19 protein-coding genes are annotated in these 20,536 nt (G+C 68.5%); 10 read left to right on the top strand and 9 right to left on the bottom strand.

What is annotated here, in order from left to right; genetic code table 11:
- Positions 1-41: 41 nt before the first annotated feature.
- From BLV94_RS36865 to BLV94_RS36845, 5 genes are all read right to left on the bottom strand, one after another.
- Positions 42-1,637, bottom strand: a complete 1,596-nt coding sequence (locus BLV94_RS36865; RefSeq protein ID WP_072940416.1) for an AMP-binding protein — start codon at positions 1,635-1,637, stop codon at positions 42-44.
- 106 nt (positions 1,638-1,743) lie between these two features.
- Positions 1,744-2,235 carry a type III secretion system chaperone family protein gene (locus BLV94_RS36860; protein ID WP_072939835.1) on the bottom strand — a complete coding sequence of 164 codons (492 nt, stop codon included), beginning with the start codon at positions 2,233-2,235 and terminating at the stop codon, positions 1,744-1,746.
- Entirely contained in the window at positions 2,232-3,590 is a 1,359-nt protein-coding gene (mshA, locus tag BLV94_RS36855) for a D-inositol-3-phosphate glycosyltransferase (RefSeq protein WP_174705471.1), read from the bottom strand. Before mshA ends, BLV94_RS36860 begins: the two co-directional genes overlap by 4 nt.
- A 12-nt stretch (positions 3,591-3,602) precedes the next feature.
- Positions 3,603-4,430: an alpha/beta fold hydrolase gene (locus tag BLV94_RS36850; RefSeq protein WP_072939829.1), complete on the bottom strand. Its 828-nt coding sequence runs from the start codon at positions 4,428-4,430 to the stop codon at positions 3,603-3,605.
- The gene (locus BLV94_RS36845) at positions 4,376-5,578 is read right to left on the bottom strand and encodes an MFS transporter (protein WP_072939827.1); all 1,203 of its coding nucleotides are present in this window, start codon (positions 5,576-5,578) and stop codon (positions 4,376-4,378) included. The genes BLV94_RS36850 and BLV94_RS36845 overlap by 55 nt, the downstream gene beginning before the upstream one ends.
- Positions 5,579-5,634: 56 nt before the next feature.
- Between BLV94_RS36845 and BLV94_RS36840 the strand changes: the two genes are divergently transcribed.
- Genes BLV94_RS36840 through BLV94_RS36830 form a run of 3 tightly spaced genes read left to right on the top strand, consistent with a single transcriptional unit; the run spans position 5,635 to position 7,896 of the window.
- Positions 5,635-6,408 (top strand): PIG-L family deacetylase, encoded by a 774-nt coding sequence (locus BLV94_RS36840; protein ID WP_072939826.1) that lies wholly within the window; start codon positions 5,635-5,637, stop codon positions 6,406-6,408.
- Positions 6,409-6,455: 47 nt separating this feature from the next.
- Complete coding sequence (locus tag BLV94_RS36835; RefSeq protein ID WP_072939824.1) at positions 6,456-6,860, top strand: PaaI family thioesterase; 405 nt, start codon at positions 6,456-6,458, stop codon at positions 6,858-6,860.
- 4 nt (positions 6,861-6,864) lie between these two features.
- A complete protein-coding gene (locus tag BLV94_RS36830; protein WP_072939822.1) occupies positions 6,865-7,896 on the top strand; it encodes a tocopherol cyclase family protein in 1,032 nt (343 codons plus the stop codon).
- Here the strand turns inward: BLV94_RS36830 and BLV94_RS36825 are convergent.
- Positions 7,889-8,554, bottom strand: coding sequence for a cysteine hydrolase family protein (locus tag BLV94_RS36825; protein ID WP_072939819.1), 666 nt, complete (start codon positions 8,552-8,554; stop codon positions 7,889-7,891). The genes BLV94_RS36830 and BLV94_RS36825 overlap by 8 nt on opposite strands.
- A 120-nt stretch (positions 8,555-8,674) precedes the next feature.
- Here BLV94_RS36825 and BLV94_RS36820 point away from each other — a divergent pair, with 120 nt between their 5' ends.
- Positions 8,675-9,259: a DUF742 domain-containing protein gene (locus tag BLV94_RS36820; RefSeq protein WP_072939816.1), complete on the top strand. Its 585-nt coding sequence runs from the start codon at positions 8,675-8,677 to the stop codon at positions 9,257-9,259.
- A gap of 82 nt (positions 9,260-9,341) precedes the next feature.
- On the opposite strand, the gene BLV94_RS36815 is transcribed toward BLV94_RS36820, so the two are convergent.
- Positions 9,342-10,616: an ROK family transcriptional regulator gene (locus BLV94_RS36815; RefSeq protein WP_072940413.1), complete on the bottom strand. Its 1,275-nt coding sequence runs from the start codon at positions 10,614-10,616 to the stop codon at positions 9,342-9,344.
- Positions 10,617-11,097: 481 nt separating this feature from the next.
- On the opposite strand from BLV94_RS36815, the gene BLV94_RS36810 reads away from it, so the two are divergent.
- The 4 genes from BLV94_RS36810 to BLV94_RS36795 all read left to right on the top strand — a co-directional run bounded on the left by BLV94_RS36810 (position 11,098) and on the right by BLV94_RS36795 (position 16,793).
- Positions 11,098-13,533 (top strand): penicillin acylase family protein, encoded by a 2,436-nt coding sequence (locus BLV94_RS36810; protein ID WP_072939813.1) that lies wholly within the window; start codon positions 11,098-11,100, stop codon positions 13,531-13,533.
- Between the two features lie 84 nt (positions 13,534-13,617).
- A complete protein-coding gene (locus BLV94_RS36805; protein WP_072939810.1) occupies positions 13,618-14,916 on the top strand; it encodes an MFS transporter in 1,299 nt (432 codons plus the stop codon).
- 173 nt (positions 14,917-15,089) lie between these two features.
- Positions 15,090-16,037 (top strand): TauD/TfdA dioxygenase family protein, encoded by a 948-nt coding sequence (locus tag BLV94_RS36800; protein WP_072939807.1) that lies wholly within the window; start codon positions 15,090-15,092, stop codon positions 16,035-16,037.
- Between the two features lie 9 nt (positions 16,038-16,046).
- The gene (locus BLV94_RS36795) at positions 16,047-16,793 is read left to right on the top strand and encodes an SDR family NAD(P)-dependent oxidoreductase (protein WP_072939805.1); all 747 of its coding nucleotides are present in this window, start codon (positions 16,047-16,049) and stop codon (positions 16,791-16,793) included.
- 347 nt (positions 16,794-17,140) lie between these two features.
- Here the strand turns inward: BLV94_RS36795 and BLV94_RS36790 are convergent, their stop codons facing one another.
- On the bottom strand, positions 17,141-18,325 hold the full coding sequence (locus BLV94_RS36790) for a L,D-transpeptidase (RefSeq protein WP_072939801.1): 1,185 nt from the start codon (positions 18,323-18,325) through the stop codon (positions 17,141-17,143).
- A 32-nt stretch (positions 18,326-18,357) separates the two neighbouring features.
- Positions 18,358-19,449 (bottom strand): UDP-N-acetylmuramate dehydrogenase, encoded by a 1,092-nt coding sequence (locus tag BLV94_RS36785; RefSeq protein ID WP_072939798.1) that lies wholly within the window; start codon positions 19,447-19,449, stop codon positions 18,358-18,360.
- A 26-nt stretch (positions 19,450-19,475) separates the two neighbouring features.
- Between BLV94_RS36785 and BLV94_RS36780 the strand changes: the two genes are divergently transcribed.
- Positions 19,476-19,973: a DUF2505 domain-containing protein gene (locus BLV94_RS36780; protein ID WP_072939796.1), complete on the top strand. Its 498-nt coding sequence runs from the start codon at positions 19,476-19,478 to the stop codon at positions 19,971-19,973.
- Positions 19,974-20,024: 51 nt separating this feature from the next.
- Positions 20,025-20,525 (top strand): DUF2505 domain-containing protein, encoded by a 501-nt coding sequence (locus BLV94_RS36775; RefSeq protein ID WP_005560412.1) that lies wholly within the window; start codon positions 20,025-20,027, stop codon positions 20,523-20,525.
- The last annotated feature ends 11 nt before the right edge of the window (positions 20,526-20,536 follow it).

The raw sequence follows: 20,536 nt of genomic DNA, 5'->3' as shown, positions 1-20,536 counted from the left end.
TGGCATGCCTGCCGGAACCCTCGCGCCGTGAACCCCTGCCGTCAGCTCCGGCGGGCCTCGCCGGCCCGGAGATCCTTGCGGAGGATCTTGCCTGCGGCGGACTTGGGGACGAGGTCGATGAACTCGACCCTGCGGACCTTCTTGTGCGGGGAGACCCGTTCGGCGACGAACGCGATCACCGCGGCCTCATCCAGATCCTCGGCACCGGGCTGGGCGACGACGAACGCCTTCGGCACCTCCTCACCCTCGTCGTCGAGGACACCGATGACGGCGGCGTCGGCGATCTGCGGGTGCGTCAGCAGCAGCGCCTCCAACTCCGCCGGCGGCACCTGATACCCCTTGTACTTGATCAGCTCCTTCATCCGGTCCACGATCGTCACCACCCCCTCGGCGTCGACGGTCGCGATGTCCCCGGTGTGCAGGAACCCGTCCGCATCCAGGGTTTCCGCGGTGGCCGCCTCGTTGCCCAGGTACCCGGCCATGATGTTCGGGCCCGCACACCACAACTCCCCCGGCGCGCTGACCCCCTCGGCCGGGTAGGCGACCTCCTGCCCGGTGGCGGGGTCGACGAGCTTGCATTCCATGTTCGCGATCGTCGGGCCGACCGAGTCGAGGGCGATGTCGTCCCGGTCGAACGGGATCGCGTGCGAGACCGGGCTCATCTCCGACATCCCGTACCCCTGCCGGACCCGGCAACCGAGCCGGTTCGCGACGGCCCTGCCCAGTTCCTGATCCAGCGGGGCGGCACCGGAGAACACCGAATGCACCGAGGACAGGTCGTAGTCGTCGACCAACGGGTGCTTGGCCAACGCCACCGCGACCGGCGGCGCGATGAACACATACGTGCACCGCTGGGCGGAGACGATGCTCAAGAACTCGACGAGGTCGAACTTCGGCATCGTCACCAGGGCGGCCCGGTTGTAGAGGGCGGCGTTGAGCAGCACCGTCATCCCGTAGATGTGGAAGAACGGCAACACCGCCAGGAGCCTGTCGTCGGCGCCGATGCCCATCCGCGGGTTGATCTGACACACGTTCGCGACCAGGTTGCGGTGGGTGAGCATCACCCCCTTCGGGCGGCCGGTGGTCCCCGACGAATACGGCAGCACCGCCAGCTGCGTGGCCGGGTCGAACGACACCTCCGGCGCCGGGTGGCCCTCGGTGAGCAGATCGGTCAGCGACGGGTGCCCGTCGGCGCCGTCGAGGACGATCACATTCTCGGTGGGGATCCCGACCCTCGCCGCCGCGTCCTTCGCCTGCGGCAGCAGCGGGGAGACGGTGAACAGGAACTTCGCGTGCGAGTCGGTGAGCTGTTTGGCGATGTCCTCGGCGGTGTAGAGGGCGTTGATGGTGGTGGCGACGCCGCCGGCGCGCAGGATGCCGTGGAACACCGCGGCGAACGCGGGCACGTTCGGTGAGTGCAGGGCCACCACCTCACCGACCGCGAGGCCGCGGGCGGCCAGCGCCCCGGCGACCCCGTCGATCTGCCCGACCAGGGTTTGGTAGGTGGTGACCGCACCGGAGGCGCCGTCGACCAGTGCGGGCCGGTCCGCATCCGCCGGGTCGACCCGACCGAACAGGAAATCGTAGACACTGAGGTTCGGGATCTCGACGTCCGGAAACGGGCTCTTGAAGCTCACGTGGGTCTCTCCCTCGAAGTGTTGCAGCAGCAGTTGTGACACCAGTCACAGGTTCGCCGCAACTCTACCCGCGCGCAATTCCCGTCCGCGGGAGGTCAACCCACACTCAGGACTGCGAGTCCTCGATGAGATGTTCGAACGGCTTCAGGTTCGCCAGCGACTCGCCGCGCGAGACACGCCATTCCCACTCCCGCTTGATGGAACCGGCGAATCCGAGTTCGAGAAGGGTGTTGAAGTCGCCGTCGGCCGCCTCGAGCACCTGCCCGAGAATGCGGTCCAGTTCGTCCGCGGTCACCGCGTGCTCGGCGATCTGACCGACCAGGTAGATGTCGCCGATCTTGTCGATCGTGTATGCCACCGAATACAGCCGGCGGTTGCGCCGCAGCAGGTACTTGTAGACGCCTTCGAAGTTCTCGTCGGGCTTGCGGCAGACGAACGCCTCGACGCGCAGGCCGTGCTTTCCGACGGTCAGCAGCGTGGTGGTCTTGAGCTTGCGCTCGCCGGGCAACTCGACGACGAAGTGCGTCGCGTCCTTCCTCGTGAAGTCCAACTCCCGGTCGGTCAGGGCGGACTCGATCACCTCGGCCAAATCGGTCATGCGCGCACTCCCCCGACCCTGCGCAGCTTCCACAATCCGCGTCCGCGACGCGGGGAGAACTCGCTCGGGCCATGTCCGTAGTTGTAGTTGACGGTCGCCATCCGATAGCTCTCGAGGAGTCCGTCGGCGGTGTGTTCCCAGGAGAAGTTCTCGGCGTGCCGCGGAGCCTCGGCGGCCAGCGCGGCCAGCCTGCCGGGCGCAGACACCAGCGACTGCAACGCCGTCGCCCAGTCCTCGGTGCGGTGCCCGTCCACGAGGAGCCCCGTCTCTCCGTGCCGGACCGCGACGCCGAGTCCGCCCACGTTCGCGGCGATCACCGGTGTGCCGCAGGCTTGCGCCTCGATGGCGACCAGACCGAACGATTCCGAATAGCTGGGCACCGCAACGAGATCCGAAGCCCGGTACACATCGGCGAGCCGATCGGGTGCCTGCGGCGGGAGGAACGTGACCCGCGCGGCGATGCCGAGCGAGGACGCGAGTTCGATCAGCGCGTCCGGCCGGGCCAGTCCGGATCCGGACGGACCCCCGACCACGAGCACCCGCAGCGACGACTCGGGATCCCGGGCGATCAGTTCGGCGGCGGCGCGGAGCAGGACGTCGGGAGCCTTGAGCGGCTGGATGCGTCCGACGAACGTCACGACGGTCTCGCGGGGGTCGAGCCCCAGCTTCGCGCGGGCGGCGTCCCGGTCGCCGGGGCGGTAGCGCGTCAGGTCGGCGCCCGGCGCCACCACGTCGATCCGGTTCGGGTCGGCGCCGTAGTGGCGGACCAGCTGATCGGATTCGTCGGTGGTGTTCGCTACGAGCCGGTCGGATTCGGCCACCACCTGCTGTTCGCCGATCTGGCGGGCGGCCGGTTCCGGGGTGTCCCCCTCGGCGAGCGACAGATTCTTGACCGCGGCGAGCGTGTGCGCGGTGTGCACGAGCGGCACGCCCCACCGGTCGCGGGCGAGCCAGCCGACCTGCCCCGACAGCCAGTAGTGCGAGTGCACCAGGTTGTAGTAACCCGGTTCGTGGCGGGCCTCCTCGCGGAGCACCCCGGCCACGAACGCACAGAGCTGCGTGGGCAGATCCTGCTTGTCGAGCCCCTCGAACGGGCCGGCGACGACGTTGCGGACGAGGACCCCCGGCGCCGCTTCCTGGACCGGGGCGTCGGCGGACGACGTGGCCCGGGTGAAGATCTCCACCTCCACGCCACGGCGGGCCATCTGGATGGCGGACTGCAGCACGTAGACGTTCATGCCGCCCGCGTCTCCGGTACCGGGCTGCGCCAGGGGTGAGGTGTGGACCGAGAGGACGGCCACCCTGCGGGGGCGCGAGTTGTGCAAGGGCGTCACCACTCCATACTGCTCCCCCACCGATCGGCCCCTTTAACCGAGGTTGTCGACGAACGCGCCGACCTCCTTCACGAAGCGGCCGGGATCCTCGACGAACGGTCCGTGGTCGCAACCTTCCCAGAACGAGGCCCGCGCCTGCGGGATCAGGTCTGCAGCGTGCCTACCAGCCGAGACGTCGACGACGGAGTCCTCGGTCCCGTGCAGGACGAGTACCGGGACGTCGAGCGACCGGAGCAGGTCGTCGTGGCTCGCGGAGCGGTTGAACAGGGCGGCCCGCACGTGTGGCGGGGTGGCGAGGCCGGCGCCGAACAACGCCTGCGACTGCGCGCCCTTGCCTTCGGTAGGTCCGGTGAGCGCGGTGCCGAACGCGCCCAGCGCGCGGATCGCCTCGCGCGGCTCCTCGGACATCGCGCCGGGGATCGCGGCGCGCATCGCCGCACCGACCTTGCCGCCGGCCTCCCCGCGACCGATGCTGGTGATGGCCCCGACGAGGACGACGCCGTCGACGGCGGACGTGCCGTGGGACGCCAGGTAGTCGCAGATCACGAGGCCGCCATAGGACCAGCCGAGGAGCACCGCACCGGACGTGACGCCTTCCGCCGTGAGCACCGCGTCGACGTCCCCGGCCCAGATCGCGGAGTCGTCGTAGCCGGCGGCCGGGGCACCCGAGTAGCCGTGTCCGCGAAGGTCGACGGCGATGACGCGGTAGCGGGCGGCGAGTTCGTCGAGCACGCCGGCGCCCCAGCACTTCGACGACTGCGCCCAGCCGTGCAGGAGAACCAGGGCCCGCGCGTCGGGGTCACCGGTCACCGAGTAGACGAGGGGCGTTCCGTCGACGCCGACTGCTTCACGAATAGCCATGGGGTCACCATAGAGGCCAGCAGCGCAGCGACCGCCGCCACCGCGTACCCGGCGGTCGTGCCGAATTCGTCGATCATCCGGCCGGCGAGTGCCGATCCCACGGCGACGCCGACACCGAGTCCGGTGACGATCCAGGTGATGCCCTCGGTGAGCGCGGCCGCAGGCACGATCTGCTCGACCAGACCAGTGGTGACGATCATGATCGGCGCCACCGTCATCCCCGCCACCGCGTAGGCGACGGCGAGCGCCGGGATGCTGCCTGCCAACAGCAGCGGCACCATCAGCACCGCGACCGCGAGGACCGCGACCATCAGCTGTTTCCGGAGCGACGCCGACACCCGGACCGCGCCGAACACGAGGCCCGCCACCGCGGACCCGGCCGCGAACAGGGCCAGCACCACCGTGGCGGAGGCGGGTGCGTCGTGGCTCCGGGTGAAGGCGATGGCACCGACGTCGATGACGCCGAAGATCGTGCCCATCGACACCATGACGGCCACCAGGATCCACAGCGCGGGGGTCCGGACGACGGACGGGCGGCCGCCGTCCGGCGACGAGTGCACGGGCGGCTCGGTGCCACGCTGAGCGACGAGCGCGAGGGTGCCGACCACCAGCAGCACGAGTCCCGCGAGCGGTCCCGCCTCGGGGAACACCGTGACGGAGAGCCCGACGGAGACCACCGGTCCCGCGATGAAGCACAGTTCGTCCACCACCGCCTCGAATGCGAACGCCGTCCGCAGCAGTGGCGTCCCGCGGTACAGCTCGGTCCAGCGGGCGCGCACCATCGCACCGATCGTGGGCATGCAGCCGGCCGGGACGGCCCACACGAACAGCACCCAGTCGGGGGTCCCGAACCGCACGCACAGCAGCATCGCGGCGAGGGATGTCGCGCTGATCCCCGACGCGACGGGCAGCACGCGGGACTGCCCGTAGCGGTCGACCGCCCGGGACACGACCGGCGTGATGAACGCGTAGGTCAGCGCGAACACCGCGGCCAGGGCGCCGGCGAGCGCGTAGTCCCCGCGCAGTTCGGACAGCATCGTGACGATGCCGATGCCGACCATGGCGATCGGTACGCGCGCGACGAATCCCGCTGCCGAGAACGCTGCGGAGCCGGGGGCGGCGAAGATCTGACGATAGGTACCGAGCACGCGTCGAGCCTCACAGATCGTGGCCGCGACTTCCAGCACGTGCAAGTATTGCGCTCATGAGTGTCCTGGTGTGTTTCCACGCCCATCCCGACGACGAAGTGTTCACCACCGGCGGCGTGATGCGTCAGGCCGCCGACGCCGGTCACCGCGTCGTCGTGGTCACCGCGACGGACGGGGCTCTCGGCGAGGCGCCCGAGGGGATCCTGATCGACGGCGAGTCGCTCGCCGAGCGTCGGCGCCGCGAACTCGAGGAGTCGACGTCGCTGCTCGGCGCCCAGCGTGTGGTGTTGCTGCACTACGCGGATTCCGGGATGGCGGGATCGCCGGAGAACGAGAATCCGGCGGCGTTCTGCAACGTCGACGTCGAGGAGGCCGCTGCCCGGCTGGCCGCGATCCTCGTCGAGGAATCCGCCGACGTGGTCACCATCTACGACCCCAACGGTGGTTACGGGCACCCCGATCACGTCCAGGTTCATCACGTGGGCCTCCGGGCCGCCAAACTGGCCGGTGTGCCGCACGTGTACGAGGCCGCCGTCAGTCGCGACCACATCCGGCGACTCATGGCCGCGAATCCGGAATGGTCCGAGAACGCCCAGCCACCGGACCTCGACACGTTCGGTCTTCCGGACTCCGAGATCACCACGGTCGTGGACGTCACCTCGGCGATGGGCGCCAAACGCGCCGCGATGCACGCGCACGCCACCCAGATCGGGGACTTCGGCCCGTTCCTGCAGATGCCCGAGGAGCAGTTGCAGGCGGCGTTCGGTCAGGAATGGTTCCGCCGGCGCGGGGCGCCCGCGGGGCTCGCGGAGTCGTCGCTGCCGCTCTGACCGGAACTGCCTACGCGGGTTCGGGTCCGCGCCTAGCATCCACGGGTATGGATCCCGCTGATCTCGTCGCGACCATGCCGTTCGCCGTGCACACCGGGGTTCGCCTCACCAAGGCCGCACCCGAGGAGGTCGTCGGGCACCTCGAGTGGGACCGGCACCGCACCACGGCGGGAAACGGCATGCACGGCGGGGCCCTGATGACCCTCGCCGACAGTGTCGGCGCCGTCTGCGCGTTTCTGAATCTTCCGGCGGGGGCGTCCACGTCGACCACGAGTTCGAGCACCGTGTCCACCCGCGGCGTCCGCAAGGGCACCGTCACCGCGACCGCGCGTCCGCTGCACGCCGGACGCACCACGGTCGCCGTCGTCACCGAACTGCGGGACGACGAGGACCGACTGGTGGCGCAGGTGACGCAGTCGCAGGCGGTGCTGCACCCCCAGCCGGGAAGCTGACCCCGTGTCGAGACTGCTGCGGGCGTACCGGTCCACGGGCGCGGATCTGCCGTTCGGCAACGTCCTCGCCGCGCACGACGTCGCGATGGAAGGCTATTTCTGGCGGTTCACCCAGCCCGCGACCGGACAGGTCGTCATCGCGCTGGCCGGAATCAACAGGGCCGCGGACGGCCACTGGGCGACGCTCGGTCTGGCCGGTCACCCCACGAGGTTCCTGCGGACCGCCGCGCATCCGGAGGGCTACGCCAACCCGGCCGGACTCGGCGCGTTCGCCGGCGACGCGTTCCGCGGGTCCGTCGACCGCGTGCGGGTGGATCTCGGACCGGACGCCCGCCTCGACGTCCGGATCGGCGCCCAGGTCCCGTGGCCGCGGCGCAGGCTCGGCGGGTCGAGCGTGTTCCAGACCGTGCCCGCGCTGAACCAGTACTGGCATCCGTGGTTGCTCGGCGGACGGGCCGAGGGAACCGCGGTTCTGGGCGGCACCGAGATCGACCTCGACGGCGCCCAGGTCTACGGCGAGAAGAACTGGGGCAGGGGCGGATTCCCCGACTCCTGGTGGTGGGGCCAGGCCCAGGGATTCGCCGACCGGCAGGCGTGCGTCGCGTTCGCCGGCGGCGAGATCACCGCGGGCGGGCTGCGCACCGAGGTCACGGCAGTCGTCGTCGCGCTGCCCGACGGCATGGTGTTCCGCCTAGGCAACCCGGTCACCTCCCCCGTCCGGGCGTACGTGACGGACGAGCGGTGGTCGCTGCGCGGCCGCGGCCGCACGTGGAGCGTCGAGATCGAGGGCGCCTCCCCGCTGGGCTCGGCCCACGTGCTTCCGGTTCCGCTCCCCGCCGAGCGTCGCAACATTCCCGGCGCCCTCGAGCATCTGGCGGGTTCGATGAGTGTCACGGTCCGCCGTCGTGGTGAACTCGTCTGGGCGGACGAATCGCCGCTCGCCGCGTTGGAGCACGGCGGGATCGAGCGGGCGCGTGCGGAACTGCGCAGACGGGGTGCGCCGCCGGACGCTACGTCGGCTCCGCCCCTCAGCTGATCACCTCGAGTTCGGGTGGCTGCAACGCCTCGACGATCTCGTCGGTCTCCGCGTGCAGAACCCCGATCCGTCCGGCCTCCTCCAGGTGACGCGCGTCGACGCCCGAGATCCCATCGGCGGCGACGAGCACCTTGTAGTCCCGTTCGCTGGCGTCGACGATCGTGGCGCGCGGACAGTTGGGGTAGTTGCAGCCCGCGATCACCACGGTGTCGACCCACCACCGGCGCAGGTGCTCGTCGAGCCCGGTGCGGTAGAACGCACTCCACCGCGGCTTGAACAGGACGTGTTCGGTGGGCGAGACGGCCTGGACGTCACCGGCGAGGAGCGATTCGGGGTCGAGTCCCGGCACTCCCAGCTCGGGCGCCACCTGGGATCCGGGGGTGCCCGGCCTGGCCAGATCCAGCCCGGCGGCGATCACGCGGCGCCGGCACAGGTCCACGTCGTCGCCCTCGTACAACCGGACTGCGTGCACGATCGGGGCCGAGGACTCCCGGTAGGCGTCCACGAGACGTGCGATCGCGGGCAGCACCGCCGACGTGCCCGGGATCGGGGCCCTCCCGCCGTCCACGAAGTCCACCTGCATGTCGACGACGAGCAGCGCGGACCGGCCGAGATCGGGCGCGAGGAACGGATCCGAGTTCTGCCGCCAATGCGTCACGCAGCAAATCTAACGCTCACGCGGACTCTGTAGCCGGAATCACAGGGACCGGACCATGGGCATGGAACGCGGGTTTGGGACCATGGAACGGGTGGGGTAGTGCGAGAAGGGTCCCGACCGATGACTGTGAGCGATGAGAACTGGCCGATGATCGGCGCGACAGGGGCGCGCTTCGGTTCGGCCGGCCGACGCCGAAGCGGCAGGAAAGAGCAGTCGCCGACGGCAGAGCCGAGCCCGTCGCAGTCGGTCGAGTGGGTGGAGCCCGGCCGGGCCGAGGCCGTTCCCGAGCAGGCAGAGGCCGTGTCCGGACCCGCCGATCGAGCGCCCCGGACTTCCGAGGCCACCGAGTGGGCGGAACCCGAGGAGACCGTCTCCATCGTCCGGCCGTTCATTCTCACGGGCGGGCGGACGGAGTCCGGCGTCGATCTGCCGTTGGAGGCGGTCATCGTCGCCCGCGCGGACGGGGTCGCCGTCGTGGACGCGATGCCGGCGCCGGACGAACTGCGCCGCGTCTTCGCGCTGTGCTCGGAACCGCGGTCGGTGGCCGAGATCGCGTCGCTCGCGTCGATCCCGCTCGGGGTCGCTCGCGTGCTCGTCGGCGACCTCGCGGCGGCCGGCGCGGTCACCGTGAACGAGACGGCCGGATCCACCGGCCCGGATCGGAAGCTGATGGAACGCGTCCTCGACGGGCTGCGCAAGCTCTGAAGCCCCGCTCGCCGGGACAGATGCCCACGAATTCGTCAGCCGCACAGGCTATTTCCTGTGCGGCTGACGAATTGCTGTGACGCTACGGCGACGTGCGGCGCATCGCTCCGACTGGGTCGGAGTAGATGGTGCTCAGCGACACCACCGTCGACGCGTACTCCTGCACCCGGTTGCCGAATCCGGAGATTCGAATGTCCCTGCGCTCCAGCGACGATGCCTGCGCGAAGGCCTCCGCGACATGCGGGATTCCGGCCGGGTACTCGGTGAACGCCTGACCGCCGAGGATCACGCGGTCCGGGTTGAACAGGTCCCGCAGCATCGCGACCGTCTTCCCGAGCACCTGCGCGCGTTCCACCAAAATCTCGTGCGCGGGAACGGAACCCGAGGACGCCGCCTTGTAGAGCGCGCTCATCGTCGGACGCTGGTTCGACTCGGGGAGGATGCCGGCGTCGAGCGCGGCGGAGATGACCGCGCGATCGCTGATCGTCGCCTCGAGGCATCCGCGTGAACCGCAGGAGCACTGCGCCGACGAACCGGTCGGCAGGTGCGCGATGGAACCGGGGCCGCTCGACGGCGTGTGGACGCGGCCGTCGATCGTGATCGCGATTCCGGCCGTCTCACGGGCGTAGAAGTACAGACCCGTTTCGCCTTGCGCGACACCGTCTTCGCTGTCCGGGCTCAGCAGCAACTCGGATGCGGCCATCGCCTCGACGTGCGCCGCGACGGAGACGGGCAACCCGAGTCCGGTCGCGATGATGGCGCCGACCTGAGCGGACTTCCACCCCAGCCGGGGGTGGTCGACGACACCGGTCTGCGCATCGACGCGCCCGCCGAGCGCGACACCCGCCCACAGCGGGCGACGCCGGTGCCAGCGGGACGCGAAGGCCCGTGCGCTGCGGGCGATGCCGGTCAGCGCGTCGGCGGACGCGCCCTGCGGGGTGGGCACCTCGACCGCGCCGAGGACCTTCCCGCGGAGGTCGCTGGCGATGATGCTGGTCACGACCGCACCGATGTGGATGCCCACGGTCAGGTACGGCTCGTGGTTGACCTCGAACGGAACACGCGGACGACCGATCGCGCCGGACGGCGTGAGGTCGCCGCGTTCGCGCAGCAACCCGAGGTCGAGGAGCGCCGACACCTGACGGTTGACGGTGGCGATGCTCAGTCCGGTCGCCTTCGCGGCGACGTCCCGGGACAGCGGCCCGCGGGACCGGGCCACCCGCAGAACGCCGGCGGCGGGGCCGTCGCTGATCCGCAGTTCGGGAGGAACGATGTGGAGACGGGGTCGGGACACGGGCCGCTGGAATCGAGATGCGGATCCGGTCCGGGTGGGGCTGGAAAGGGTGGGGGTAGACACGTGGCAGTCCTTGCATGCGGAGGCGGTGCGCACCTTCGTCCGAACGCTGCATCGGTCCCGGGTGGAGATGGGGACGATCGAGGACGATCGATCAGGAGAAGGCGGCGCGAATTAGCTGCAGATGCTGAGACAGCGACAACACAGTTCCCGCGCCAAGGGCAGCCGCGAACCCAGCGCGGAGGTCACGTAGGTGACCCGCGGAGCGGTCGACTGGCCTGAGGACATGTCACGAAAGTAGCAGCTTCGGTCGGTTTCACCAATCCGAAGGCGTGACGGCGTGTACTGGCGCGCCACCCCTCTTCCCCAGTTCCCGCTGCTGCGGGGCGGCGGCACCCGCAGCAGCGGGAGACCGACGCCACTCTTGACGGGCAACCGTGTTTCACGACACAATACGTCGAGATACCAACCGAACGTACGGTTATAGGAGTGAGATGTATCGATGTGATCGTCACTGGTCGGCACCCCGGGCCCGGAGTTGTCGATGAAGACGACGAGAGCGGTGCTCGCCCTCGGAGTGGGACTCACCGTGCTGCTGACGGCCTGCACGGCCACCGGAACACAGGAGTCCACCGCAGCCGGAATCACCGTCAAGCGGGACGGCTACGGAATCCCGCACGTGTACGCCGACACCACGCGCGCGCTCTACTCCGGATACGGCTACTCCGTCGCCGAGGATCGCCTGTTCCAAATGGAGATGGCCAAGCGGTCGTCGATCGGCACGGCGGCCGAGGTGCTCGGACCCGACTACGTCGAGATCGACAAGACGGCGCGGGGCAGCATCGATCCGCCGTCGATCAAGGATCAGCTCTCCCGACTGCCGCAGGCGGAACGCGACATCTTCGACGGCTACGCCGAAGGGTTCAACAAGCGGATCGACGAGGTCGCCGCAGACCCGGATCACCTGATGCCGAAGCAGTTCCTGGACGGCGATTTCCGGCCGGAGCACTGGACCGGGTACGACGTGGCGATGGTCTGGGTGCAGACCATGGCCAACAGATTCTCACAGTCGAGCAGCGAACTCGCGAACCTCCAGGTCCTGAAGAGCCTGCAGGCGAAGAACGGCGAGGAGAAGGGCCGGCAACTCTTCGATCAGCTGATCTGGGCCGAGGAGGATCCCGCCGCCCCAACCACGGTCCCCCGCGACCAGTCGACGTCGCCCGGCGACGAACCGCACGCGATGTCCGCGGAAGCCGGGCTCTCCGACGTGACGCAGGCGCTCCCCGACGCAAATCTGACTCGCATGAAGAACGCGGGCGGTGGCGACTGGCCGCACATGAAACCCGAGGCCAGCAACCTCTGGATGGTTGGCGCCGACAAGACCACCGACGGCACGTCCGTTCTGATGAACGGACCGCAGTTCGGCTGGTTCAACCCGTCCTATGTGTACGGCGTGGGTTTGCACGGCGCCGGTCTCGACGTCGCGGGCAACACCCCCTATGCCGTCCCGACCGTTCTGTTCGGCACCAACAAGACGATCTCCTGGGGAGCGACCGCCGGGCCGCTCGACGTCAACGACGTCTACCAGGAAGTCCTCGACCCCTCGAACGAGCACGCATACCGATTCGACGGCGGGTACCGCCCGATGGAGATCCGGAACGAGACGATCAAGGTGCGCGGCGCGGCAGACGTCGCGTACCCGGTCTACTCGACGGTGCACGGCCGGGTCACCAGCTTCGACACCCCGAACGGAAGCGCCTACTCCCTGAAGGAGAGCTGGGCGGGGTACGAGATCCAGTCGCTGGTCGCCTGGATCGACATCATGAAGGCCACCAACTGGGACGAGTTCCTCGAGCAGGCGAAGAAGGTCGCCATCACCATCAACTGGTACTACGCCGACAACGAGGGAAACATCGGTTACGTCTCTCCCGGTCGACTGCCCGTCCGCCCGGCCGGCCAGGACCTTCGCCTTCCCGCGGTCGGTGACGGCAGCATGGAGTGGGAGGGCATCCGGTCCTTCGACGACAACCCGCAGTCGTACAACCCCGAGCAGGGCTACCTGGCCAATTGGAACAACCAGTCCGCGGCCGGCGCACTCGCCGACGGCTACAACTGGTCCCCCGTCGACCGCGTGCGGGCCATCACCACCCGCCTCGAGGCCAAGGACAAGTTCACTCCCGGCGAGATCTGGGACATCAACAGGCAGGCGTCGTTCGCCGACCTCAACGTCGACTATCTGCTGCCGTACCTGGAGCAGGCCACCGGGCAACTACCGGACGGCGACCCTGTCGCCTCGGGTGTGAACCTCCTCCGCAACTGGGACGGACAGGCCACCGACGACAACGCGGACGGCGTGTACGACGGACCGGAACCGGTGATCATGCGCACGTGGCTGCCGATCCTGTTCGATGCGGTGATCCGCGACGACCTTCCGGACGACGTGTACGCGTCGTATGCGGCCAAGGTGTACCCCGCCGCGGGCACCGCACGTCCCGCCGAGGCGACGAAACTCGTCTACAACGCCTTGCGCGGCGACGAGTCCGGCGTTCCGCAGACCACCGACTTCTTCAACGGAGCGGACCGCATGTCCGTCCTCCGTTCGACGTTCGGCCAGGCGATGGACCGGCTGCGCGCCGAGCAGGGCCCCGACCCCGCCGGCTGGAAGTTGCCGGTCGGCGCGAACCGGTTCGACTTCAAGAACTACCTGGGCGTCCCCCAGGCCGGTAGCGACGAGGTGCTGTCGCTGTCGCCGTACATGAATCGCGGAACCCAGAACGACCGCATCGTGCTCGGCGACGGCGTCGCCGACCTCTGCACCGTCGGGCCGCCCGGCCAGAGCGGTTTCATCGCACCGGACGGCACGCGGTCACCGCATTACAGCGACCAGATGGACATGTACCGGAACTTCCAGTGCAAGACCGACCACCTGACCGAACAGTCGGTTGATGCGAACAAGTCCGGCGAGGTGACGTTGAACTAACGGATTCGGCAGTTCGGTAGGCATTCCTCATCCCCCTGCCGGGGCGGCACGTCCGCCGCCCCGGCGCCCTCGAAGGACATCGACATGACCTCCACGCAGATCTCCGTGACACCACAGGCGCCCGTCCGGCCGCTGAAGGTGGCCGGCGCCAGTCTCATCGGAACCGCCATCGAGTGGTACGACTACTTCATCTACGGCATGGCCGCCGCGATCGTGTTCGGCCCGCTGTTCTTCCCGTCCTTCTCCTCGATCGCGGGCACCCTGGCCGCGTTCGCGACGTTCTCGGTCGGCTTCGTCGCGCGGCCGATCGGCGGCGTCGTGATGGGCCACTTCGGTGACCGCATCGGACGCAAGTCCATGCTCGTGCTGTCGCTGATGCTGATGGGCGGCGCGACCGTCGGCATCGGACTGCTGCCTACCTATGCCACCATCGGCGTCTGGGCTCCGATTCTGCTGGTCACCCTGCGTTTCATTCAGGGAATCGGGGTCGGCGGGGAGTGGGGCGGCGCCGTGCTGATGGCGGTGGAGCACGCACCCGCCAACCGGAAGGGTTTCTACGGGAGCTTCCCGCAGATGGGCGTGCCCGGCGGTCTGATCCTGGCGAATCTCGTGTTCCTCGGAGTGTCGACGAGCCTCAGCGAGGAAGCGTTCCTGGCGTGGGGCTGGCGGATCCCGTTCCTCGCCAGCGCGGTGATGGTGCTGATGGGTCTCGTCATCCGGTTCACCATCACCGAGAGCCCCGACTTCGAGAAGGTCAAGGACACGCACCGCGATCAGCGACTGCCGATCGTCACCGTCCTGCGGGAGAACCTGCGCGAAGTGCTGCTGTCCGCGGGCGCGTTCATCGGCATCAACACCGTCGGATACATCTTCATGGCGTACCTGCTGTCCTATTCGACGAAGGTCCTGGGCATGAGCAAGACGCTGGTGCTCGTCTTCACGCTGGTCGCCTCGTTCGTGTGGCTGATCGTCATCCCCGTCGCGTCGATGCTGTCCGACCGGTACGGCCGCCGGCGACTGCTCGTCACCGGCTCGGTCGGGCTGACGGTCTGGGCGGCGGCGCTGTTCCCGCTGATCGATCTCGGCAACCCCGCGGTGATGATGATCGCCCTTCTCGGCACGGCCGTGTTCATGGGCATCGTGTACGGGCCGATCGCCGCCCTGTTCACCGAACTGTTCAGTGCCGAGGTCCGGTACAGCGGTGCGTCACTCGGCTATCAGATCGGTTCGGTTCTCGGCGGCGGGCTCGCCCCGACGGTGGCCGCCGCGCTGTACGCGAGCTGGGGTTCATCGGCACCGATCTCCGTGTACCTCACCGCGGTCACGCTGCTCAGCCTGCTCTGCGTCATCGCGATCACCCGGAAGGTCCGCGCCGCCGCGTAGCGGCGCCGACAGAATGGATCACCCGTCTCCGCCGCACCGCCCGCCGGTGCGGCGGAGACGTCGTCGTGCGCCCACCCGTTGCGATCAGGGTGACGCAAATCCTTCCGGCGGCACACTCCCCGATGGTTCGGTTACAGGACTCCACACCGTCTCCGGTATCCGAAAGGCCCACCATGTCCATCGATTTCGCGCCCGAGCACGTGACCGACGCCGAGGGTTCCCAGAACGCGGCGAGCGTCGTCAAGCTGGGCGCCCACATCGGCGCCCGGATCGACGGCGTCCGGCTCGGCGGCCACCTCGACCCCGCCACCGTCTCGCTCATCCGCCAGGCCCTGCTCGAGCACAAGGTGATCTTCTTCCGCGGCCAGGAACATCTCACCGACGACTCGCAGTACGAGTTCGCGGAGCTTCTGGGCTCCCCCACCACGGCGCACCCGACCGTCACCTCGCGCGGCACCAAGGTGCTGCCCATCGACTCCGACTACGGCAAGGCCAACAGCTGGCACACCGACGTCACGTTCGTCGACCGCATCCCGAAGGCGTCGATCCTGCGCGCGGTGGAACTCCCCACGTACGGCGGCACCACCACCTGGGCGTCGGGTGTCGCCGCCTACAACGCGCTGCCCGAGCCGCTGAAGGTCCTCGCCGACAACCTGTGGGCGACGCACACCAACGTCTACGACTACGCGGCGACCAGCGCCGAACGCGCACAGGACGAGAAGTCGCAGGAGTACCGCGCCGAGTTCCAGTCCACCTACTTCGAGACGGAGCACCCGGTGGTGCGGGTCCACCCCGAGACCGGCGAGCGCACACTGCTGCTCGGTCACTTCGTCAAGAAGCTGGTCGGGCTGAGCAGCACGCAGTCGCAGGCGCTCTTCAAGGTTCTGCAGGATCACGCCATCTCACTCGAGTTCACCACCCGGTGGAACTGGCAGTCGGGCGATGTCGCGATCTGGGACAACCGTGCCACTCAGCACTACGCCGTCGCCGACTACGACGACCAGTACCGGCGACTCAACCGCATCACCCTGGCCGGCGACGTCCCCGTCAACGTCCGGGGCGAGCGCAGCCGCAGCGTCGCGGGCGACGCGAGTGACTACTCCGTCATCGACGAGCCCTAACATGTCGGCATGACCTTTTCACCTGACACCCGCATCGCCGTCGTCACCGGAGCGAGCTCCGGAATCGGCGAAGCCACCGCCCGCACCCTGGCCGAGCAGGGATTTCATGTGGTGATCGGGGCTCGGCGACTGGATCGTCTGGAGAAGATCGCCGAAGACATCGGCGGTACCGCGCTCGAACTCGACGTCACGGACCAGGATTCCGTGGATGCGTTCGCCGCGGTACTGCCGAGGGTCGACGTGCTCGTGAACAACGCGGGCGGCGCCAAGGGACTGGCCACCGTCGCCGAGGCCGACCTCGACGACTGGCGGTGGATGTGGGAGACCAATGTCCTGGGCACCCTTCGGATCACCAAGGCGCTGCTGCCGAAGTTGATCGAGTCGGGTGACGGTTTGGTCGTCACTATCACGTCCGTGGCGGCGCTCGAGGCGTACGACAACGGCGCCGGGTACACGACGGCCAAGCACGCGGAGGCCGTCCTGCACCGCACGCTGCGCGGGGAACTGCTCGGCAAGCCGGTCCGCCTCACCGAGATCGCCCCGGGCGCAGTGGAAACCGAATTCTCGCTGGTGCGCTTCGAAGGAGACCAGGATCGGGCCGACAAGGTCTACGAGGGCATCACGCCGCTGGTGGCCGCAGACGTCGCGGACGTCATCGGGTTCGTCGCCTCCCGGCCGTCCCACGTGAACATCGACCAGATCGTCGTCAAGCCACGAGATCAGGCTTCGTCCGGACGTTTTCACCGTACGACGTAGGCGACTTCGCGGCGATCCGCCTGTCCTGGTGTTCGAGGAAAAGGACCACCGCCCACAGTCCCGCCACGATCGTCACCAAACCCAGCAACATCCATCCCATCCCACAGCCCCTGCCGATCAACGACTTTCGACCGAAACGGACTGTCGGGGTCGTCCGTCGACCCCTCGACAGCGGACGACTCCCCACAGTTGTGTCACCCGAGAACGCGGCGCCGTTGACGCGTCCTCATTCAGATAGACGCAACGGATCCGCTTTCGGTTCCACCGAGTGCGAAGAAAGTTTCAGAAAGGGCGGGCAACCCGGTAGGTGAGCGGCAAAGTGTGCCCGAGCACGCTTTGCCGCTCACCTATGCGAGGGCCGACAGGGACTGCCAGTCGGGCCAGCTGATCGCCCAGTCGTAGATGTCGCCGTCGGCGGCCGACAGGTCGATGGACGTCCCGGTCACCTCGACGGGGTCGCCGTACAACGCGGTGCCGAAGTACTCCTGGGCGTCCCCGAGGGACAGGTTGATGCAGCCGTTGGTGACGTTCGACGAACCCTGGACGCCGATGGTCTCGGGGTTGGCGTGGATGAACTCGCCGTTGTTGGAGATGCGGACCGCCCACCGTTCGCGGACGTTCTCGTAGAACGGCGGGTTGGACATGAGGAAGTCCTCGTGCTTCTCGGTCACCATGTGGATGCCGCTGCGGGTGACGTTGCGCGCCTCATTGCCCTCGCCATAGCTGACGGGGATGTCCATGATGGTTTCGCCGCCGCGCACCACCTGCATGCGATGGCTGGGGGCGTTCGCGATCACGATCTGACTGCGCCCGACGGTGAAGTTCAGCGACAGATCCTGCTCGCCGTACGCTCCCCCGCCGAAGTCCACTCCGTACAGCTTGGCGTCCAGGGCGACGGTGGTGCCGGGCGCCCAGTAGTTCTGGGGACGCCAGTGCGCCCTCGACCCGTTGTCGTCGGGCAGCCACGCCCAGGAGCCGGGGGTGGGCGGGTTGGTCGTGACGGTCATCGCCTTCTCGACCGCCGCCTTGTCCTCGACGGAATCGTGGAACTGCACGATGATCGGGGCGGCGATCCCGACTTCCTGACCGTCGCCGATGTTGAGTGTGGCGCCGATCGTCTCGTCGGGTTCGAGCGTGGTGAAGCTGCCGTCGACGGCGACGGACTTGCCGTCCGTGCCGAGCGCCGTGCCCTTCCACGTGTAGGTGGCGCCGTAGCCCAGCGCCTCCCCGACGGTGAACGTGGTCCGGTCGGGTGACAGCACACCCTGCACGGCACGCCCCTCGGCGTTGACGAGGGCGATGTCGGTGAACGTGCCCTGCGACGTGGTCGCGGAGATCGGCGCCACCGGACTGACGTCCTCGGTGCCCGACGCCGGATTCTGGGTGACCTCGACCGCCGGTTCGGGCGGCGCGGTGGCGGTTCCCGACTCGGAGCCGACCGTGCATCCGGTCAGCAAAAGGAGAAACGCGATCAGCGCCGTCGCGATCAGCGCGACGCGCGACCGACTTGTCCGAGAACCCAGTTCATGCACAGCTAACAGGTTACCTGTGCTACGGACCTGTCTCAGATCGCGCAGCCGACCGTCACGGGTTCGGGTTCGAGCCGGACACCGAATGCCGACTGGACGCCGTCCCGGACGTCACGGGCCAGTGCCAGCAGGTCTTCGCTCTTCGCGGCGCCGCGATTGGTCAACGCGAGTGTGTGCTTCGTCGACAGCCGCGCGACGGCGTTCTCGCCCGGATACCCCTTCGAGAAGCCGGACCGCTCGATCAGCCAACCGGCAGACAACTTGGTTCCGCGGTCGGCCGGGTACTGCGGAACGGTGACATCGCCGAGGCGGGTCTCGATCGCGGCGAGGACCCCCGCCAGCTCGCCGTCGGAGACGACGGGGTTGGTGAAGAACGAGCCCGCGCTCCAGGTGTCGTGGTCGTCGGGGTCCAGCACCATGCCCTTGCCCCGGCGGAGATCCAGCACGGCACCCCGGACCTGCGCCGACGGCAACCGGTCGCCCTCGGAACCGTCGAGCGCCGAGACGAGTTCGCGGTAGCGCAGCGGCTCGGACAGTCCGTCGGGATGCACGGTCAGTTCGACGGCGAGCACCAGTGCCGCGTCGGAGTGCTTGAGGACGCTCGTGCGGTACCCGAGGCCGAGCGCGTCGGGTTCGACCCAGCGCGCCTCGCCGGTGCGCCGATCGAGGAGGTGCACCCGCCGCAGCATCGACCCGATTTCGACGCCGTACGCGCCGACGTTCTGCACCGGGGTGGCCCCGGTCGACCCGGGGATCCCCGACAGGCATTCGAGCCCGCCCAGTTGGGCGGCGACGGTCTGCGCGACCACCTGATCCCACTCGGCGCCCGCCTCCGCAGTGACGAATCCCTCCTCCAGGCCGACAGTGGTGTTGCACACACGCACCACCACACCGTCGAATCCGTCGTCCCCGACGACGAGATTGGAGCCGCCGGCGAGGATCAGCGTCGGGATGTGCGCGGCGTCGAGAAGACTCACCACGTCGACGAGGACCTGCGTGGTCGGGCACTCCGCCACGATCCGCGCCGGCCCGCCGACCCGCAGCGTGGTCATCCCCGACAGTTCGAGGTTTTCCGACACGAAGGCACCCGAATCGACGAGTTGACTGACAATGCTCACGTCCCACACAACCGCAAACGGTAGCGTGGCCGATCGTGAGCCGCCGCATCGAGCATTCGTCGTCCTATGCGTTTCCCGTCGCCCAGGTCCATGCGGGCCTGATCACCGAGCAGTACTGGCGCGACCGTCTGAACAAGGTCGGAGGACCGGGGGCCACCCTGGACCAGGTCACGACCGGCCCGGGCACGATCTCGGTGGCCATGTCGCAGTCGATTCCCGCCGAGCACCTGCCCAGCATCGTCTCGAAGGTCCGTCCGGGCGACCTCGTGATCAAGCGCACGGAGACGTGGGGCACGCTCGACGGCGATCACGCCGAGGGCACGTTCACGGCCGAGGTCGTGGGTGCGCCCGCGACGATCTCCGGAACCCAGACGCTGACGGCCGACAATTCAGGGTCGAACGTGCAGGTCGAAGGCAAGGCCGAGGTCAGGATCCCGCTCATCGGCGGCAAGATCGAGAACGCGATCGCGGACGAGGTCCTCCGCCTGATCACGAAGGAGCAGGAGTTCACCGAGCAGTGGCTCGGGAGCTGACCTGGGGCGGGTGTCCATTGTGTTGGGTCCCAGCCGGTAACCTAGGCGATCATGGCTCGCCGCATCGACTACTCAGCCCGTTACAAGCACACCCCCAAAGAGGTGTACAACGCGTTCACCAACCGTGACTACTGGGATGCGCGCATCGAGGAGATGCGGAAGTACTCCGAGAATCACATCGAGCACTTCGACGTGAACGACGACGGGATCGACATCGTCCTGCACCACATCCTGCCGCGGTCGGAACTCCCCGAGATCGCGCAAACCGTGATGAAGAAGGACATGGTCATCACGCGCAAGGAGTCGTACACGCCATTCGGTGAGCCGACCACGGGCACGTACGAGGCGTCGATCCCGGCGGGCCCGGGCAGTCTCACGGGCACCATGAAGCTGTTCGCCACCGAGACGGGGTGCACGTTCCGCACCTCGTCCGAGGCGAAGGTGTACCTGCCGTTCATCGGTGGAAAGCTCGAGCAGCTGATGCTCGTCAATCTGATCGACCTGTTCCGTGCCGAGGCCGAGATCACCGAAACCTGGTTGTCGCAGCACTAGCACCCACCGCA

Origin of the sequence: Rhodococcus koreensis (assembly GCF_900105905.1) — a bacterium.
GTDB classification, from domain to species: Bacteria; Actinomycetota; Actinomycetes; order Mycobacteriales; family Mycobacteriaceae; genus Rhodococcus_F; species Rhodococcus_F koreensis.
Note: the sequence above shows the minus strand (reverse complement) of the source record. Positions and strands in the feature narration are given on the sequence as shown.

What these genes read in the sequence shown, in the direction of transcription:
- BLV94_RS36860 (WP_072939835.1), bottom strand. Translation starts at nt 2,235, where the DNA reads ATGACCGATTTGGCCGAGGTGATCGAGTCCGCCCTGACCGACCGGGAG.
- BLV94_RS36850 (WP_072939829.1), bottom strand. Translation starts at nt 4,430, where the DNA reads ATGGCTATTCGTGAAGCAGTCGGCGTCGACGGAACGCCCCTCGTCTAC.
- BLV94_RS36840 (WP_072939826.1), top strand. Translation starts at nt 5,635, where the DNA reads ATGAGTGTCCTGGTGTGTTTCCACGCCCATCCCGACGACGAAGTGTTC.
- BLV94_RS36835 (WP_072939824.1), top strand. Translation starts at nt 6,456, where the DNA reads ATGGATCCCGCTGATCTCGTCGCGACCATGCCGTTCGCCGTGCACACC.
- BLV94_RS36820 (WP_072939816.1), top strand. Translation starts at nt 8,675, where the DNA reads ATGACTGTGAGCGATGAGAACTGGCCGATGATCGGCGCGACAGGGGCG.
- BLV94_RS36810 (WP_072939813.1), top strand. Translation starts at nt 11,098, where the DNA reads ATGAAGACGACGAGAGCGGTGCTCGCCCTCGGAGTGGGACTCACCGTG.
- BLV94_RS36805 (WP_072939810.1), top strand. Translation starts at nt 13,618, where the DNA reads ATGACCTCCACGCAGATCTCCGTGACACCACAGGCGCCCGTCCGGCCG.
- BLV94_RS36800 (WP_072939807.1), top strand. Translation starts at nt 15,090, where the DNA reads ATGTCCATCGATTTCGCGCCCGAGCACGTGACCGACGCCGAGGGTTCC.
- BLV94_RS36795 (WP_072939805.1), top strand. Translation starts at nt 16,047, where the DNA reads ATGACCTTTTCACCTGACACCCGCATCGCCGTCGTCACCGGAGCGAGC.
- BLV94_RS36775 (WP_005560412.1), top strand. Translation starts at nt 20,025, where the DNA reads ATGGCTCGCCGCATCGACTACTCAGCCCGTTACAAGCACACCCCCAAA.